The organism is Arthrobacter sp. NPDC057009 (assembly GCF_042673905.1).
GTDB lineage: Bacteria > Actinomycetota > Actinomycetes > Actinomycetales > Micrococcaceae > Arthrobacter.
Map to the genome: position 1 here is coordinate 33,837 of NZ_JBHUSB010000012.1, position 16,654 is coordinate 50,490.

Annotated in this window: 19 protein-coding genes and 1 tRNA gene; 8 read left to right on the forward strand and 12 right to left on the reverse strand. The window is 66.4% G+C overall.

Features of this window, described 5'->3' with window-relative positions; translation table 11 throughout:
* Window positions 1–76 precede the first annotated feature (76 nt).
* Window positions 77–550, reverse strand: a complete 474-nt coding sequence (locus tag ACFTR6_RS13735; protein ID WP_076798856.1) for an SRPBCC family protein — start codon at window positions 548–550, stop codon at window positions 77–79.
* A 183-nt stretch (window positions 551–733) separates the two neighbouring features.
* On the opposite strand from ACFTR6_RS13735, the gene ACFTR6_RS13740 reads away from it, so the two are divergent.
* On the forward strand, window positions 734–1,066 hold the full coding sequence (locus ACFTR6_RS13740) for a spore germination protein GerW family protein (RefSeq protein WP_076798857.1): 333 nt from the start codon (window positions 734–736) through the stop codon (window positions 1,064–1,066).
* 42 nt (window positions 1,067–1,108) lie between these two features.
* On the opposite strand, the gene ACFTR6_RS13745 is transcribed toward ACFTR6_RS13740, so the two are convergent.
* Window positions 1,109–1,276 carry a hypothetical protein gene (locus ACFTR6_RS13745; protein WP_157365119.1) on the reverse strand — a complete coding sequence of 56 codons (168 nt, stop codon included), beginning with the start codon at window positions 1,274–1,276 and terminating at the stop codon, window positions 1,109–1,111.
* Between the two features lie 207 nt (window positions 1,277–1,483).
* Entirely contained in the window at window positions 1,484–1,747 is a 264-nt protein-coding gene (locus ACFTR6_RS13750) for a GlsB/YeaQ/YmgE family stress response membrane protein (RefSeq protein WP_003801204.1), read from the reverse strand.
* A gap of 434 nt (window positions 1,748–2,181) precedes the next feature.
* On the opposite strand from ACFTR6_RS13750, the gene ACFTR6_RS13755 reads away from it, so the two are divergent.
* The 3 genes from ACFTR6_RS13755 to ACFTR6_RS13765 all read left to right on the forward strand — a co-directional run bounded on the left by ACFTR6_RS13755 (window position 2,182) and on the right by ACFTR6_RS13765 (window position 3,839).
* Window positions 2,182–2,427: a hypothetical protein gene (locus ACFTR6_RS13755; RefSeq protein WP_076798858.1), complete on the forward strand. Its 246-nt coding sequence runs from the start codon at window positions 2,182–2,184 to the stop codon at window positions 2,425–2,427.
* Window positions 2,428–2,522: 95 nt separating this feature from the next.
* A complete protein-coding gene (locus tag ACFTR6_RS13760) occupies window positions 2,523–3,620 on the forward strand; it encodes a hypothetical protein (protein WP_377958311.1) in 1,098 nt (365 codons plus the stop codon).
* Between the two features lie 39 nt (window positions 3,621–3,659).
* Window positions 3,660–3,839: a hypothetical protein gene (locus ACFTR6_RS13765; RefSeq protein ID WP_087873723.1), complete on the forward strand. Its 180-nt coding sequence runs from the start codon at window positions 3,660–3,662 to the stop codon at window positions 3,837–3,839.
* A 184-nt stretch (window positions 3,840–4,023) separates the two neighbouring features.
* Here the strand turns inward: ACFTR6_RS13765 and ACFTR6_RS13770 are convergent, their stop codons facing one another.
* The 8 genes from ACFTR6_RS13770 to ACFTR6_RS13805 form a co-directional block, all read right to left on the reverse strand.
* The gene (locus ACFTR6_RS13770; protein WP_076798861.1) at window positions 4,024–4,869 is read right to left on the reverse strand and encodes an aldo/keto reductase; all 846 of its coding nucleotides are present in this window, start codon (window positions 4,867–4,869) and stop codon (window positions 4,024–4,026) included.
* Between the two features lie 113 nt (window positions 4,870–4,982).
* Window positions 4,983–5,426: a hypothetical protein gene (locus tag ACFTR6_RS13775; RefSeq protein WP_076798862.1), complete on the reverse strand. Its 444-nt coding sequence runs from the start codon at window positions 5,424–5,426 to the stop codon at window positions 4,983–4,985.
* A 6-nt stretch (window positions 5,427–5,432) separates the two neighbouring features.
* Window positions 5,433–6,155 carry a bacterial proteasome activator family protein gene (locus ACFTR6_RS13780; protein WP_083706238.1) on the reverse strand — a complete coding sequence of 241 codons (723 nt, stop codon included), beginning with the start codon at window positions 6,153–6,155 and terminating at the stop codon, window positions 5,433–5,435.
* Window positions 6,156–6,192: 37 nt separating this feature from the next.
* Window positions 6,193–6,393 (reverse strand): hypothetical protein, encoded by a 201-nt coding sequence (locus ACFTR6_RS13785; RefSeq protein ID WP_076798863.1) that lies wholly within the window; start codon window positions 6,391–6,393, stop codon window positions 6,193–6,195.
* 45 nt (window positions 6,394–6,438) lie between these two features.
* Complete coding sequence (locus ACFTR6_RS13790; RefSeq protein ID WP_377958312.1) at window positions 6,439–6,654, reverse strand: YbdD/YjiX family protein; 216 nt, start codon at window positions 6,652–6,654, stop codon at window positions 6,439–6,441.
* Entirely contained in the window at window positions 6,654–8,954 is a 2,301-nt protein-coding gene (locus ACFTR6_RS13795) for a carbon starvation CstA family protein (protein WP_236783136.1), read from the reverse strand. Before ACFTR6_RS13795 ends, ACFTR6_RS13790 begins: the two co-directional genes overlap by 1 nt.
* 161 nt (window positions 8,955–9,115) lie before the next feature.
* Window positions 9,116–9,658 carry a PadR family transcriptional regulator gene (locus ACFTR6_RS13800; protein ID WP_076798865.1) on the reverse strand — a complete coding sequence of 181 codons (543 nt, stop codon included), beginning with the start codon at window positions 9,656–9,658 and terminating at the stop codon, window positions 9,116–9,118.
* A 7-nt stretch (window positions 9,659–9,665) separates the two neighbouring features.
* Entirely contained in the window at window positions 9,666–10,649 is a 984-nt protein-coding gene (locus tag ACFTR6_RS13805) for an NAD(P)H-quinone oxidoreductase (RefSeq protein WP_076798866.1), read from the reverse strand.
* Between the two features lie 113 nt (window positions 10,650–10,762).
* Here ACFTR6_RS13805 and ACFTR6_RS13810 point away from each other — a divergent pair.
* The 3 genes from ACFTR6_RS13810 to ACFTR6_RS13820 all read left to right on the forward strand — a co-directional run bounded on the left by ACFTR6_RS13810 (window position 10,763) and on the right by ACFTR6_RS13820 (window position 12,264).
* Window positions 10,763–10,850, forward strand: a tRNA-Ser gene (locus ACFTR6_RS13810).
* 311 nt (window positions 10,851–11,161) lie between these two features.
* Window positions 11,162–11,308, forward strand: a complete 147-nt coding sequence (locus tag ACFTR6_RS13815; protein ID WP_377958313.1) for a hypothetical protein — start codon at window positions 11,162–11,164, stop codon at window positions 11,306–11,308.
* A 134-nt stretch (window positions 11,309–11,442) separates the two neighbouring features.
* The gene (locus tag ACFTR6_RS13820; RefSeq protein WP_076798867.1) at window positions 11,443–12,264 is read left to right on the forward strand and encodes a VOC family protein; all 822 of its coding nucleotides are present in this window, start codon (window positions 11,443–11,445) and stop codon (window positions 12,262–12,264) included.
* Between the two features lie 82 nt (window positions 12,265–12,346).
* Here the strand turns inward: ACFTR6_RS13820 and ACFTR6_RS13825 are convergent, their stop codons facing one another.
* Complete coding sequence (locus tag ACFTR6_RS13825) at window positions 12,347–14,320, reverse strand: FAD/NAD(P)-binding protein (protein ID WP_377958314.1); 1,974 nt, start codon at window positions 14,318–14,320, stop codon at window positions 12,347–12,349.
* A gap of 61 nt (window positions 14,321–14,381) precedes the next feature.
* Here ACFTR6_RS13825 and ACFTR6_RS13830 point away from each other — a divergent pair, with 61 nt between their 5' ends.
* Window positions 14,382–16,643, forward strand: coding sequence for a prolyl oligopeptidase family protein (locus ACFTR6_RS13830; protein WP_377958315.1), 2,262 nt, complete (start codon window positions 14,382–14,384; stop codon window positions 16,641–16,643).
* Window positions 16,644–16,654: the final 11 nt, after the last annotated feature.

Here is a 16,654-nt window from a genome sequence, read left to right on the forward strand (position 1 = left end):
GCCGCAGGCCTGTCGTTCATGCAACAGGTCCACGGCCAGTGCTTCCAGTGTTACCTGGTCTTAGTGCTGTGCGGTTCTAGAACTGGCCGGTCGGACCGGTGTCCTTGACTTCGCCGCGCCAACCGCCGGTTTCGGTGCCGCGTGATTCGATGAAGTCCTTGAACTTCCGCATGTCGGCCTTGACCTGCATCTCGTCGATCTTGAATGCAGCCCCTGCCTTCTCAGTCACGGTTTCCGGTGCCCATTCGAAGTGGACCTTTACCTTGCAGTGATTGGCGTCCAGAGGCGTAAACCTAATGATGCCGGCGTGGGACTTGCCGTCCGTGCTCCGCCAGGCAATCCGGTCATCAGGCTCCTGATCCACAATTTCTGTATCAAATTCCCGCTTCACACCGCCGACCTTCGTAACCCAGTGATTGGTGGTGTTGCTCAGCTGGGTTACGGATTCCACACCAGACATGAACTGCGGAAATGATTCAAACTGCGTCCACTGGTTGTAGGCCGTATGGACCGGAACTGCGACATCAACGGTCTCTTCAACAGTTTCCATCTGCTTCCTCCTGTCATAACGGGGTGGCCCGAAAGGGGCCATCGGCAGTTGCCGCCGTCTCCAACAACAGCCGCCACCTGAAAGGTAGGTCCGCCGCTCGCCTGTGTCCAGACCCTAAAAATGACTGGATCAGGGAAATCCGGAGGTGCTGGTTACCTTATCCAGAAGCCCTAGAGTGGGGCCATGGCAGATGCAATGCAGTCCCTGACTGACACTTTCAAGAATGTGGGCGTGGCCAGGTCCTACGGCGACCCGGTGCGGCTCGGCGGGAAGGAGATCGTTCCCGTTGCGCTCGTTTCCTTCGGATTTGGCGGCGGCACCGAAGGCGGTGATCCGGAGGCGGCGGGTTCCGGCGGCGGAGGCGGCGGATTCGTTTTCCCTCTGGGCGTCTACGTCCAAAACGACGGCGGCCGGCTGGTCTTCCGCCCGAACCCCCTGTCGGTGACGGCTTGCTTGGTCCCGCTGGTCTGTGCCGTCGGCTTTGCGCTGCGCGGCGCACTGCGGGCGCGGGGGTAGCCTCCCTGTTCAGCCGGGAAACGGCAGCTTCGACGGGCGCCGCTACGCCACGCCGTCGGCGGTGCTCCGGTCCCTGAGGTGGGCCAGCAGAGCCTTTTCCGGGCTGCCCGGGTTTTCTTCAAGGTGGCGCAGCAGGCTGATGCGCACATCCGGACCCGTGGCAACCTCAGACAGAACGTCGACGATGACGTCCATGACCTGACGTCTCATTGTCCGATCCTCAGCAGCGCGCGTCATGGGCACCTCCCGTACCGCCGCGAACTCTTCCCCCCGGTTTGTTGTTTTCGATCGAGACTATTCTCTCGAGCAAATCGTTGCTCCCGGCGGCCCCGCTTGCCGTGGAGACGCAGGGGAACCAGTGGGGCCGGCCCTTGCCTGGCCGGCCCCACTTGCAGATCCCGATGCTGTGAAGTCAGGTCAGACCCGGCTTCTGCGTGTTACGGCGCCGTAGATCAGCAGCACGATCACAGCTCCAAGGATGGACAGCAGCCAGGTCCGCAGGTCGAAGAAGTCACCCAAGCCACCACCGAAGATCAGCGAACCGATCCAGCCGCCGAGGATGGCCCCGACGACACCCAAGACGAGGGTGACTATCCAACCGCCGCCCTGCCTCCCGGGAAGAATGGCTTTTGCAATGGCCCCCGCAATCAGACCGAGCAGGAGAAATCCAAGAATTCCCATGATGCACTTTCCTTTCCACCAGACAGGTACCGCGGGTGTGGCACCAGCTATAGAGATGAGTTAATCAGCATGCTTAGTAGCTGGCAAGCATCCGTTGCCCGTGACGTCAAAATTCTCTTGTCAGGCCTTTGCCGGCGGTGCTATAAAAATCGGTATCAGTCAGCATTGGAACTCAGGTCAAGGAGGATCCCCGGCAGGAAGTCAATTGCCTCATGGACCGGGACGGGATACCGGTAAACGCAAGCTGCTTATTGGGCGGTGAGCTTAGAGAGAACGCCACAGCACAAATTGTGCAGGTGCAGCATCATCAGCGTGCGGATCCTAATCCCGCTAAGTGGTCCCCGGTTGCAGGAGCAGCCGGGGACCACATCACCCTAGCTGCAAAGGGGCAGCGGCAGCATCCGGAGTCATTGAGCTTGTTGTGGTGAATTCCAGTGGATCAGGCGACACTCGTCAACTATGCGTTCGGCTATATCGCAATTGCGATAGCCGTTTTTCTTATGTTCCTGCCGGTGATCGCCAGTCTGGGCCTTCTTCTGCTCGTGGCCGGCGCCGTGCAAGTCATCGTTCTGCTTCTCAATGCAGTGGCCATTGGCCTCTATAAAGCTGTCCTCAGGATGTATCACCACCTTCTGGACAGGTGGCAGAACCGCCCGCGCGGCAGGCTGACCGCACACTAGGGCGGAAGAGCGCTCCGGCGCTGGCGTCTCCCCATATCGCCCGCCCCACGCGAGGGCGTGCTGAGACCTGCGCGCCGGTACATATGATGGCTGTCATGGAGGAGGAACTGGAGCGGGCCGCCCAGGCCCTGTACGCGCTTCCCTTTGACGAGTTTGTCGCCGCCCGCACGGCCGCCGCGAAGGACGCCGCCACATCCAACAAACCTCTTGCCCAGGCGATCCGGAGCCTGCCGAAGCCTTCCGTGGCGGCATGGGCGGTCAACATGCTGGCCCATCACCGCCCCGGCGCCGTACAGCAGCTGCGGACTCTCGGACAAACCATGCAGGAGGCGCAGGCTTCGCTCAATGCCGCAGCACTGAGGGAACTCGCCAAGGAACGGCGGAAGCTCCTCGGTTCCGCCGTGGGTGAAGCCCGGCTCGCCGCTGAGGAGCAGGGCCGGAAGGTCAGCGATCCCGTGGCCACGGAGGTGGAAGAGACACTCCGCGCCGCCACTGCCGATCTGGCCGCTGCCGCTGCCGTCGAAAGCGGCCTGCTGCTCCACGGGCTGTCCGCCGACGGCGTGGACCAGGTTGACCTGAGCAACGCCGTGGCCGTTCCGTCCGCGCTGGGCAAGCTGCCGCCGCCACGCCCGCTGGCTGTACCGGGTGCGGCACGGCGTCCGGCGGACGGGGCACAGCGCCCGGCTGGCGGGGCACAGCGCCCGGCTGGCGGGGCAGCGAAAGGGCGCCGGGAAGAGCCGGCGGCCCCGGAAGCACCGGCGACTCAGCGCACACGGACCCGGCCGACGAAGGCCGCAGCCCGGACGGATACCGGCGCGGCAGCCCCAGAGCGCGAAAAGCCGCGCCTCCGCGCCGTACGCACCTCTCCCCGTCCCGTCACGCCGTCCCTGTTGGAGAAGGCCGAGGCAGCGCTGGCGGAGGCGGAGGAAGCTGCTGCCGATTCCGCCGCCGAGGCTGCACGCCGCGCCCAGGCCCAGGAGGAAGCCGCGGCAGCCTTCGTCCGGCTCACCGCAGAAGTCAACGAGGCACGGCAGCGGCTCCGGACACTGGAACTCTCGCTCGACGCCGCCCGCAAGGAACGCGAGACCGCTGCCGCAGAGGCGAAGCAGTACGCCCGGGCAGCGGAGAAAAGCGAGCGTTCAGCCTTGCTGGCGAAGGAACGTGTGCTCCGGCTCAGCAACACGCCGGACTGAACTGCCAAAAATGTCAGACCCCGGTTGCACCATGGAGCCATGGAAAATAATCAGGAATTCCACGTAACGTACTTCGACGCAGACTGCGGCCGGATCCGCAGCGAGGTCTTCGACACCGTGGCGGCGGCAGAGCGTTTCGCCAGCCGCAACATCACCGGCGAGGACAGCTGGGCCATCATCGACGCCGTCGCGGTCCAGCAGGAGCAGCTCGCCGCCTAGCTGTACTAACCCGGCCCCCGCCGGCTGACCAGCGAGGCCTCCTTAACGCTGAGAGGCCCCGCCTGTCGCTTGAGCGAACGTGGCGGGGCCTCTCAGCTGGCAGCCTGCGACTTACCGGGCCCGAGGACCCGGGCGAAGCCCCGGCGGGCTAAGCGAGGTCAGCGGGCTGCTCGGGGGCCAGAGGCTAAGCGAAGTCGGAGACAGCCGGGTCAGGCCCGATCCTGCCGCTTCCTTCGGCGGTGCGGTCCAGCCCGTTGATGGCCTCGACGTCGGCAGCATCCAGGGTGACGTTCAGGGCGTCAAAGTTCTCGCGGATCCTTGACTCGGTGACGGACTTGGGAATGACGACGTTCCCGATGGCCAGGTGCCAGGCGATAACCACCTGTGCCGGGGTGGCGCCGTGCTTCTGCGCGATACCCGCAATAACCGGATCCTCCAGCAGCTCGCCGCCCTGGCCCAGCGGAGACCATGCCTGGGTCAGGATGCCCCGGGAGGCATTGAACTCGCGCAGTTCCGACTGGTTGAAGTACGGGTGCAGTTCCACCTGGTTGATGGCGGGAACCACGCCGGTTTCATCGATGATCCGCTGCAGGCCTTCGATGGTGAAGTTGGAGACGCCGATGGACTTGACCTTGCCGCGCTTCTGAAGCTCGATCAGAGCCTTCCACGTGTCCACGTACTTGTCCTGCTTGGGCTGGAGCCAGTGGATCAGGTACAGGTCCAGGGTTTCAAGGCCCAGGCGCTCCAGGGACTCCTCGAACGCGGCAAGCGTTGAGTCGTAACCCTGGTCGGAGTTCCACAGCTTGGTGGTGATGAAGATTTCCTCCGGCGACAGCCCGGAGCTCGCGATCGCCCGGCCCACACCGGATTCGTTGCCGTAGATCATGGCGGTATCGATGTGGCGGAACCCGGCCTGGAACGCCTGGAAGACAACCTTCTCGGCCACGTCGTCTTCAACCTGCCAGACCCCGTAGCCCAGCTGGGGAATGGTGTTGCCGTCATTGAAAGTCAGTGTTGGTGAAGAAGTCATGTCTCCATCCTGCCAACAACAGAACTTGAAGCCCGCCGAATATGGTGAAGCTAAGCTAGCCGCGTAACGGACCGCCTCCGGGAATATTTCCGCGGCGTGCTAAACGCACGGTGTCAGGACTCGGAAAGTTTCCGCTCGGCGTCGGCCACCTGCTCAAACACACTTTCCGCACGGCGCCAGACGGAGGCCGCACCAACGGGTACCGGCCCCACGGCAAGCCGGAGCATCGCGGCCGCCTCGGCGGTGGCAGCCAGCGAATTGCCGGCCTTGGACAGCGCACGGTGGACGCCGGACAGGGAGTGCGGAATATCCAGGCCGTCGCTGGGCGAGCGCCGCTGCGCCTCGACGCAGATCTCCCTGACCCGGCCGGAGAGGCCGGCCAGCTGGTTGGCTATCTCGACCAGCTCCGCGTACAGCTGTTCGTCCTCCACGCCCTCAAGCACCTGATGGTACCGGTCCAGGCCGCGGTGGAACCGGTCATGGGCGCGGCGCCAAAGGCCCTTGCCCAGTTCTGCGTCGTCTTTCCGCCCCTGCCGGGCGGCCGTGAAAAATCCCAAAGAGGCCTACAGGTACTGGCCGGGGCCGTGGTCGGAGTCTTCCTTCCGGCCCGGGTGGAGCGGGTCGGCACCGGGCTGGGGCGCCCTGGCGCGCTGCGGTTCGCCGTTTTCACCGATAACGACGCCGGGCGCGATGACGGTGCCGGGCGGCAGCTGCCGGAGCTGCATCTGGGCCAGGGTGTGTTCCCGGGCTGCGTGCTGGGCGGCAATGGCGGTCTGGATGCCATGGAACAGGCCTTCCAGCCAGCCCACCAGCTGGGCCTGGGCGATCCGCAGTTCGGCGTCAGAGGGCGTGGCGTTGTCCGGGAAAGGCAGGCTGATCCGTTCCAGCTCCTGCACCAGTTCCGGCGCCAGCCCGTCTTCAAGCTCCTTGATGGAGCGCTCATGGATTTCCGCCAGACGGCCCCGGGCAGCGTCATCCAAGGGCGCCGACTTCACCTCTTCCAGCAGTTGCCGGATCATGGTGCCGATCCGCATCACCTTGGCGGGTTCATCCACAAGGTCCTGCAGGTTGGCGGCTTTGGGCTTTTCGGCTTCGACCGGACCGTCAGCGGCGCCAGCGTCCAGGGTGGTACCTTCCACCGGCTCCTCGTCCTCCGCCGCCACAGCAGGCTTTGCTGCCTGCTGCCCGTCTGGTTCCGACGCGGGCTGCCTGCCCGGCTGGCCGGGCTGCACGGCGGCCTGCGGATCCGCCGTCTGGATGCGTTGAGTGTCTTCGGGATCGCTCATGCGTTCATACTCTCACGCGCCCGGAACGCGGAGTCCGTCAATGAAGCTCCTTGACCAGGATTTCGCCTTCGTCCTTAGCGAAACCGCAGCCGCCGTAAAGATCAGCCAGCCACAGGAGAACCGAGTGGCCGGCCGGGACGTTCCGGGCGCCGTCGGGGGTTAGATCCCCCGACGGCGCAATGGCCGGATCTTCGTCAAAGAGGTTGCCCGTGGCTGCCAGCGCGGTAGGCGCCGGCAATCACCGGCACGATCCTGCGGATGGCCAGTCCGGGGACTGCCGCGGTCAGCAGCACCTGCCCTGCGGGTTGGTGTCCTGGCGGTCCGTCCTGTCCCGCCAGAACGTCCGCTCGTCCATGGGAGGCGTGCTGTGGCCTGCCGCCGCATGGTGCTCCAGGTACTTCCGGTAGGCGTCGGCACCCATGACCCCTTGCAGGTACCAGGCAATGCCGCGGAAGGCTCCTGCCACCGGATGCAGCAGCCCGGCCGGTCCGGAGCTCATCAGTGGTGGCCTGCCCGTTCGGTGCGCAGGTCCGCGGGAAGCTTGTTCCACTCCGCCATGAGCTCGCGCTCGGCCGGGGAGGGAACCAGCCCGGCGGGTGCGTATACCCGCGACGGGTGCGGCCGGTCCTCGTTATTGACGTTGGGGACGCCGGCCGCGGTGTTCCTGAAGGCCTTCACGGTGGCGGCCACCGCCGTGACGATCACGATGATGCTCAGGACGACGAAGATGACGGACAGCCAGCCCTGGATCATGGTGTTGCGGACCACGGCTTCCATGGCCGCCGTGGTCTTGGCCGTGCCGAAGGACGTCTTCCCCTCAGCCAGTGCCTTGCTGAAGGCGGCGTTGTTGGCGAAATACCCCACCGCCGGGACGGACGAGAAAATCTTGTGGATGCTCGCCGTGATGGTGACGACCGCCGTAAAGGCCAGCGGCACGGCGACAATCCACAAGTACCTGAACGTGCCGCGCTTCGCGGCGATGGCCATGCACACCGCCAGGGCGATCGCGGCCAGCAGCTGGTTGGCGATGCCGAACAGCGGGAACAGGGTGTTGATTCCGCCCAGCGGGTCGGTGACGCCCATCAGCAGCACGGCTCCCCAGGCGCCCACCATGACGGCTGTGCACAGCCACGCGCCCGGCCGCCAGGAGGCTTCCTTGAACCTGGGGGCAAAGTTGCCGATCGAATCCTGCAGCATGAACCGCGCAACGCGCGTTCCGGCGTCGACCGCTGTGAGGATGAACAGAGCCTCAAACATGATGGCGAAGTGGTACCAGAAGGCCATCATGCCGGGCCCGCCGATGAACTGCTGCATGATGTGGGCGAGGCCGACCGCCAGTGTGGGCGCACCGCCGGAACGCGAGACGATGCTCTCCTCGCCGACGTTTGCGGCTGTCTGGGCCAGGACGTCAGGGGTGATGTTGACGCCGGCCAGGCCGAGGCTGTTGACCCACTGGGCCGCCGTCTCCACCGTTCCTCCGGTGAGCGCCGCGGGAGCATTCATGGCGAAGTAGATGCCGCGGTCGATGGAAATCGCTGCGACGAGCGCCATGATGGCCACGAAGGACTCCATCAGCATGCCGCCGTAGCCGATGAAGCGGGTCTGCCGCTCCTTCTCGATGAGCTTGGGCGTGGTGCCGGAGGAGATCAGGGCGTGGAAGCCGGACAGCGCGCCGCAGGCGATGGTGACGAACAGGAACGGGAACAGTGCTCCGGAGAAGACAGGCCCGTTCTCGCGGCCCGCGAACTCGCTGAAGGCGGGAACGGCGATTTCGGGGCGCACGACGATGATGGCCACGGCCAGCATCACGATCACGCCGATCTTCATGAACGTCGAAAGGTAGTCACGCGGTGCGAGCAGGAGCCACACCGGAAGGATGGCGGCGATGAAGCCGTAGATGATCAGGCCCCAGGCGATGGTGACCTTGTCCAGGTGGAAGAACGCGGCGCCCCACTCGGTGCCGGCCACGGCGCCGCCGCCGATGATGGCAGCCATCAGCAGCACGAAGCCGATGATCGAAACCTCCATGACCTTGCCCGGCCGCAGGTACCGCAGGTACACGCCCATGAACAGGGCGATCGGGATGGTCATGCCTACCGAGAAGACGCCCCAGGGGCTCTCCCCCAGCGCGTTGACGACGACGAGCGCCAGGATCGCGACGATGATCACCATGATGAGCAGGGTGGCGATGAGAGCGGCCGTACCGCCGATGACGCCGAGTTCCTCACGTGCCATCTGGCCGAGGGAACGGCCGCCGCGGCGCATGGAGAAGAACATGACCATGTAGTCCTGGACGGCGCCGGCCAGGACAACGCCGATGATGATCCAGATAGTGCCGGGGAGGTACCCCATCTGGGCGGCGATGACGGGGCCCACGAGAGGGCCAGCCCCGGCAATGGCCGCGAAGTGGTGCCCGAAGAGGACGTTGCGGTCCGTCCGGACAAAGTCCTTGCCGTCGGCCTTGTACTCTGCCGGCGTGGCGCGGCGGTCATCCGGCTTGAGCAGATACCGCTCGATGACCTTGGAATAGAAGCGGTAGCCGATCAGATAGGTGCACACCGAGGCAAACACGAACCAGATGGCGTTGACGGTTTCGCCCCTGATCAGGGCAAGCATGAACCAGGCCACGCCGCCCAGCAGGGCGATGGCCACCCAGGTGGCAATTTTTGCAGGGGTCCATCGGCGCTCCTCCGCGTCGCGGACCGCATCATCAACGGACGCCGGCGGCAGCGCTGCGTCGGCGGCGGGATTGGGGTCCTCGGCCGCTGTTCGGGTCCCGTCCTCAGGCGTGGTGCCCATGTCTCCTCCTTGAGAGTCCCAGCTGGCACAGAGTGTGCCACCGGCACCCTACCAGCGGGTAGGACAATAGGCTTGGCCATTCAGGGCGCCCTACAGCAGGAATCGCCGAACGGTCCCGGTGCCGCGGTGAGCGGACGGCCCGGGCCCGTCCTTGCCGGATGTCAGAGCGGCCCGGAGGCCTGCGCAAGCTGCAGCATCCTGGCCTCGCAGAGGTCCAGCCAGCGGATCTCGGCCTCCGTCTGGAAGACCAGCGAATCCAGCACCAGCAGCCAGGCCGTATCAGCGGCCCGCTGGTTTGCGGCGGTGTCCCGCCGGGACTTCGTGTAGTCCTGCAAAGCGCGCATGGACGCTCCACGCTGGGCCTGGATAATGGCTGCCACGTCCACCCCCGGAAGGGTGACGGCGAGCGCCAGCTTGATGGCGAGTTCGTTCCGGGGCGGGTTGCTGCGCTCCACCGGCGCCTCAAACCAGCCCTGCACCTCCGCCTTACCTGCTTCGGTGATGCTGTAGACGACGTGGCCTTCGCCGTCGCCGCCGTCGTTGCTGACCAGGCCGTCGCGTTCCAGCCGGTCCAGGGTGGTATAGACCTGCCCGATGTTCAGCGGCCAGGCGGATCCGGTGCGGTCTTCGAATTCGACCCTGAGTTGGTAGCCGTAACGCGGCTGGTCCTGCAGGAGGGCGAGGAGGCTATGGCGGATGGACATCAGGCTCTCACATCACCAGCAGGACCTTGCCCACGTGCTCGCCGGAGTCGAAGTACCTGTGCGCCGCCCTTGCCTGATCCAGCGGGAAGGTCTTGGCCACCAACGGGTGGATGCGCCCGTCAGCGACGAGGGGCCACACGGAGTCCCTGACCGCCGTCATGATGACGCCCTTTTCGGCAGCGGGGCGGGGGCGGAGCGCTGTGGCCACCACGGCAGCACGCTTGCGCAGCAGCTGTCCTAGGTCCAGTTCCCCCTTGGCACCGCCCTGCAGCCCGATGACGACGAGCCGGCCGTAATCCGCCAGTGCGTCAACGTTCTTCTGCAGGTACTTGGCGCCCACGACGTCCAGGATGACGTCGGCACCCTTGCCCCCGTTTTGGGCGCGGAGGCTCTCGGCGAAGTCTTCCTCCGCATAGTTGATGGCGATGTCGGCACCCAGGAATGCCTTGGCGGTGCTGACTTTTTCGTCGGTGCCCGCAGTGGTGGCCACGGTGGCGCCCAGGGCCTTGGCCAACTGGATTGCCATGGTGCCGATTCCTCCGGTGGCACCGTGGATCAGGACCGTCTCCCCCGGCTGCAGCTGCGCGGTCATGACCAGGTTCGAGTACACGGTGGCCGCCACCTCAGGCAGGGCGGCAGCGGTGACCAGGTCCACGCCGTCGGGGATCCTCAGAACCTGTTCCGAGGGCACAGCGACCTGCTGCGCATAGCCGCCGCCGGCCAGCAGCGCCACCACCTTGTCCCCGATGGAAAACGGCTTGGTGACGCCGGGCCCGAAACCCGCGATCCTGCCGGAAACCTCCAGGCCGGGGATCTCCGAGGCACCCGGCGGTGGCGGGTAGTAGCCCCTCCGCTGCTGGACATCGGCGCGGTTCAGGCCGGCCGCCACAACGTCGATAAGGACCTCGCCCTGGCCCGGCTCGGGAGCCGGCACCTCGCGGATTTCCAGCACTTCCGGCCCGCCGGGCTCCGAGATAAAGACGGCTTTCATGGCGAACTCCCGATTTCTAGCTGATTCCTGCCCCAAAAATACTGTGCAGCGGCAACAACTGCCACGCGGCGGTTTTTGTTGGAGCCAACTGCCTATGAAACACTACTAGTTAGGGAAGGTTGTCCGAGCGGCCGAAGGAGCTGGTCTTGAAAACCAGTGTGCGGTAACCCCGTACCAAGAGTTCGAATCTCTTACCTTCCGCGCAGGGACCGCCGCCGTGCAGAAAGCACTGCGACGGCCAATTAGAAGGCCGTCCGGGCCAACCGAAGGGTTGGTTCGGCCGGCCTTTTGCGTGGGCCGGCAGGGCCTTTTTACCCTGGTAAGTGGTGGCCCTGACCGGCGGCAGGTAGGGGTGCGGACGGTGGGCCCGAAAATCAGGTAATCCGAGTACCTGCCCGGCAAAATTCGAGTACGCGCCACTCATGCGCAGCAAGGGCCCGAAGGCGTTCACTGTAACCAGCACCGCTCTTTCCCTCGATCGTGGGACGGAGTTTCCGCATCCACCGTTGCATGTGGGGGTCGAGGTCATGGGCAAGGCCGAGAAGCAGGGCCTGAGGTATTCGGACTACTACTGGTGCATGTCGCTGAAGGACTTCACCGAGTGGGTCGAGGCCGACGACGACCAGGAGCCGGGTACTTCCTACTCGGAGCAGCGCTGACGGTTTTGGGCCCTGCCCCTTATTGAAGGCCCTGCCCCCATTGAAACTGTCACACCCCCGGCATAGTCTCGGCTCTGTCCGTAGTACCTCCATGACCTGCGGTGACTTCCCGCAAAGCACACCAGGAGCACACTATGCCCACACCTGAAATCACGCCCGGCGCACCCTGCTGGATCGACCTCATGACCACCGACAGCAACCAGGCAAAGCAGTTCTATGGCGAACTGTTCGGCTGGGATTTCCAGACCGGTGACCAGGAAAAGTACGGCGGGTACATCACCGCCACCAAAAACGGCAAGAACGTCGCCGGCATCATGCAGAAGATGGAGGACCAGGCAGCCATGCCTGATACCTGGTCCGTATACTTGCGCACCGACGACGTCGCCGCCACAGCCGCGGCGGCCACGGCCAGCGGCGGCCAGGTCCACATGGAACCGATGGACGTTCCCGAACAGGGCAAGATGGCCATCCTGGGTGACGCCTCCGGAGCCGCCGTCGGCGCCTGGCAGCCGCAGGAGATGCGCGGCTTTGACCTTGTTGCCGAACCCGGAGCGGCGGCCTGGCACGAACTCCACACCAACGATTACGCCGCCGCGGTGAAGTTCTATCAGGACGTGTTCGGCTGGAACACCGACGTCATGAGCGACACCCCAGAATTCCACTACACCACGCTGGGGTCCGGCCGGGACGCCAAAGCAGGGATCTACGACGCCACCTCCGACCTTCCCGCCGGGGTCCCCTCCAACTGGGTGGTCTATTTCGCCGTCGAGGACGCAGACGCCTCGATCGATAAGGCCGTCAGCCTGGGTGCGACCCTCGTCGACGGTCCGGATGACACCCCCTTCGGCCGGCTGGCCACCCTGACGGACCCCACCGGGGCAAGGTTCAAGCTCATCGCCGACACGGGCCAGGGCAACGCGGCCGACGCCGGGACTGGCGGACAGGGCGCCCTGTAACCGATCGCAGATGCCGGCCGGCAGCTTCCCCGGGAAGCCGCCGGCCGGCATTTTTTTGGGCTGATTGAGGACGCGTTGGGGATCAAGCGGCAGGAGGTGAGGAAGGGTTCTGGGGCAGGCCGAGGATGGCGCGGGCGATCTCGTCGGCGTCGCGCAGGGTGCGCTGGCCGCTCGGGTACACGGGACCCGCGTTCTGGACTGCCTCGGCGGCGATGGCCGTTCCCCACTGGGAGGCCGAGAGCTGAAGCCCCAGCACGTACAGCCTGTCGTTGACCTCGCCGTTCGCTGCCACCGGGCGGTAGGGGTGCGGGCGGACGTCGAGCCCGGAGGCCTGCACCGGCGTGCCTTCCACGGTCATCATGGTCCGCGGCCGCACGATCCCGTCGGCGAGGAGCTGTTCCAGCAGCGGCGACTCGTTGAGGGCCACGCGGTTGGCCGGCGCCAGCGCCTCCACCAGCGTGCGTGCCTGGGCGGCACCGCCCCGGACCCACGGCGAAGCGGCGGTAAAGGTTCGCTTTCCGCGGTCCACGCCAAACTTGGGGTCCGGGCCCACGAAGCTGACAATTCCGGCGCGCGCCAAAGCCGCCAGCTGCTCGGCACGCAGCGCCGGAGGACCGCTGGCCAGGCCTTCCACGAGGGACTCAAACCAGCCCCGCAGCCCGGCGACCCACGACTCATCGGTGATCCCGCCGTCGGCCACCACGGTTTTCAGCACGGCGCGGCCGCGGTGCAGCGCGCCGATGGCCATCTTGACGGGGTCGTCCTCGCCGAGCGCTGAGCGCCGCGCGTCGTCGTCGAGGTAATCCACGACGGCGGCATCCAGCTCGGCGCGCGAGGCAAAGCTCCGCCCGGACAGCGGGGCGGCAAGGCCGCGCAGGTCCAGCCGGCTGCCCGGGTGGACATGGCGGCCGACGACGGCGTTGAAGTCTTCCTCCCACCGGCCCGTCGTGTGGGCGTGCGGGTGCAGTGCCTCGTCCAGCTCCTTGAGGAACGCGTCATGGTCCTGCACGGCGTCCGGCTGCGAGCGCACCAGCGTGCTGTAGTAGGTCCAGAGTGCGTCCCGGTGCAGCAGCGGCCAGAGGTCGAGGTCGAAGGCCGGAACAATCCCCGCCGCGGCGAACCTCCTGATGGCCTTCCCGGTGAAGTAGCGGAGCCTAACCGACGCCGGATAGTAGCCAGCGAGGTTGGCCTTGGACCGGTACGGTGTTCCCCGCCGCGATGCGGCCAAAATGAAGGGCTCCTGCCCCGAGGGCAGGTATTCGAGGCCATCCCCGGACTCCACGAATTTTCCGCCGCGGCCTTCCGTGAGCTGGCCCATCACGTCGAAGAAGTTCAGGCCCATCCCGCGGACCAGGACCGGCTCCTGCGCGGGGATCACGCCCCAGTCCACGTCGGCCGGAACGGCCGGGGGCAGATACCGCAGGCCGAACTGGGTGGCGGCTGCCTGCAGTTCGCGCTGCTCCGGACTGAGGCGGGACGCGAGGTGTCCCAGCGCGAGGACCACGGAATCGACGGTGAGGGTCGCGCCGTCGTTCACTTCGCCGGTGTCCAGTTCGACGTCGAACCTTCCGTCCTGCCGCCGCCGCGCGGCGGTGGCCGTGGCCCGGTGCACGTCGATGGTGACGCCGTCCGGCAGGGCGGCGAGCAGTTCCTCGAACGTGGACCGAAGGTAGCGGCCATAGATGGCGCGGCTGGGAAAGTCACCGGACCCCAGCACGGCGAGCTCTGCCCGCTCGTCGTCGGTGAGCTCCGGCAGCGGGTTGTGCTGCTGGGCTGTCCGCCAGCGGTCGAAGGTGGTGCCGGCGATGGGCGCAGCCAGCCCCGGGTCCTCGGGAACCAGCGTGGGGTAGAACGACTGCGTGTTCATCAGGTAGAGGCGTGACTGCCCCGGCTGCCAAACGTGCCCCGGGCCGGCGGGAAACGGATCAATCAGGTCAATGTGCAGGCGGGCTCCGGCGGGGGCGGCGGACCAGTTGGCGAGCAGCCGCTCCAGCACACTGGTGCCCCGCGGACCGGCGCCAATCAGCGCCGTCCGGATGCTCTGCGAAATAACCACGCCTTCCAGAGTATCGGCATGTGACTTGCTAGCTGAGCGGGGATGTTGTTTGGATGGGCGCATGACCACCACTGCAGCTGATTCTGCCCCCGCGTCCGGTGCGGCCCCCGCCGGGACCGCACCCACGCCGACCGACGAGAACATCTGGCTGGAGGACATCTACGGCGAGGAACAGCTGGCCTGGGTGCGCGAGCAGAATGCCCGCACGGAGGACTTGCTGGAGGACGCCGAGTATGCCCGGCTGGAGGGCGAAATCCTCGAGGTCCTGGACTCGACGGACAAGATCGCCATGGTGAGCAAGCACGGCGAGTGGTACTACAACTTCTGGAAGGACCGGCAAAACCCGAAGGGCCTGTGGCGCCGGACCAGCTGGGACAGCTACCGCAGCGATGCCCCGGAGTGGGAGGTGCTGCTCGATGTTGATGCCCTGGCCGCCGCCGACGGCGTGGAGTGGGTCTTCCACGGGGCCAACCTGCTCCGGCCCGAGCCCGGGCAGCCGTACCGGCGCGCGATGGTGGCGCTCTCCCCCGACGGCGGTGACGCCAACCGCTACCGGGAGTTCGACGTCGAGACCCGGGCTTTCGTTGATCCCGCCGCGGGAGGCTTTGACCTCCCGACGGCGAAGGGGAACGTCTCGTGGCTCGATGCGGACACGCTGCTGGTCGCCAGCACCGCCGGGGATCTGCCGCGCACGGCGTCGTCGTACGCCCGGACCGCCGTGCGGCTCCACCGCGGCCAGGCCCTGGTGGATGCGCCGCGCATCTTCGAGATCCCCGAGGACCACATGATGGCGATCGTGGCCCATGACTCCACGCCCGGCTTCGAACGGACGTTCGCGGTGGACTGGATCGACTTCTTCAACCGCCGCACCTCCGTGCTGCAGGACGGCGACTGGGTGCCGGTGGACGTGCCCACCGACGTTAACACCGGCGCGCACAGGGAATGGCTGCTGTTCCGGCCACAGCGTGACTGGACCGTGAACGGCACAACGTACGCGGCCGGTTCCCTGCTTGCTGCTGATTTCCAGGCGTATCTCGGGGGCGGCCGCGAGCTCAGGGTTCTCTTCGCCCCGGACGCCCACACCTCGCTGCAGTCCTGGAGCTGGACCCGGAACTTCCTCCTGCTGAACCTGCTGAAGGACGTGTCCTCGGAAATCCGCGTGCTCGATCCTGCCGATTCCTGGCGGTCTTCGCTGCTGGACGCCTGCCCGCCGCTGCACGACGTCAACGCCTTCGCCGTGGACGACGAGGATGAGGCCGACGGCGGGTCCGGGGACGACTTCTGGCTCGTGGCCACCGGCTTCACAACGCCAAGCACCCTGACCCGCGGGACGCTGTCCCGGGCGGCTGACGCTGCTGCTGACGGTGCTTCCGGTGACTCTCTTGCAGACGGGGAGTCCGCCGGGACTGCCGCGGCAGGCGTGGTGAGCAGCCATGCGGTAGTGAAGGCATCGCCGTCGTTCTTCAATGAAGCGGACTACGAGGTGGAGCAGCACTTTGCCGTCTCCGCGGACGGCACGAAAGTGCCGTACTTCCAGGTGGCGGCGCGCGGTCTGGTGCTGGACGGGCAGAACCCGACCCAGCTTTCGGGCTACGGGGGCTTCGAGGTCTCCCGCACACCGTCCTACAGCGGCACCATCGGCCGGGCGTGGCTGGAGCGGCGCACGGCAGCGGTGCAGGGCGACGGCGGCGCGGAGGGACACAGCCGGGGCGGGGTGTACGTCGTGGCCAACATCCGCGGTGGCGGGGAATACGGCCCCTCGTGGCACCGGGCAGCGCTGCAGGAAAAGCGGCACCGCGCCTATGAGGACTTTGCCGCGGTGGCCCGGGACCTGATCTCACGGGGCGTCACCAGCAGGGAGCGGCTCGGCTGCGTCGGCGGCTCCAACGGCGGGCTGCTCGTGGGCAACATGCTGACCCGGTACCCCGAGCTGTTCGGGGCTGTGTCCTGCGGGGTGCCCCTGCTGGACATGCGCCGGTACACAAAGCTCTCGGCGGGCCATTCATGGATTGCCGAGTACGGCGACCCCGACGTGCCCGAGCACTGGGAGTTCATGAAGACCTTCTCCCCGTACCACCAGCTGAAGGACGGCGTGGAGTATCCGGAGACCTTCATCTGGACCGCCACCTCCGATGACCGGGTGGGGCCGGTTCAGGCCCGGAAGATGGCCGCGCGCATGCTGGCCATGGGCATCCCCAACGTCTGGTTCCACGAAGCGCTCGAGGGCGGGCACGCCGGCGCCTCGGACAACCGGCAGGCCGCCGCGCTCCAGGGCAGGAGCCAGCATTTCCTCTGGAAGGCGCTGGCGGAAGGGACGGCCTGACCCGCCGACCC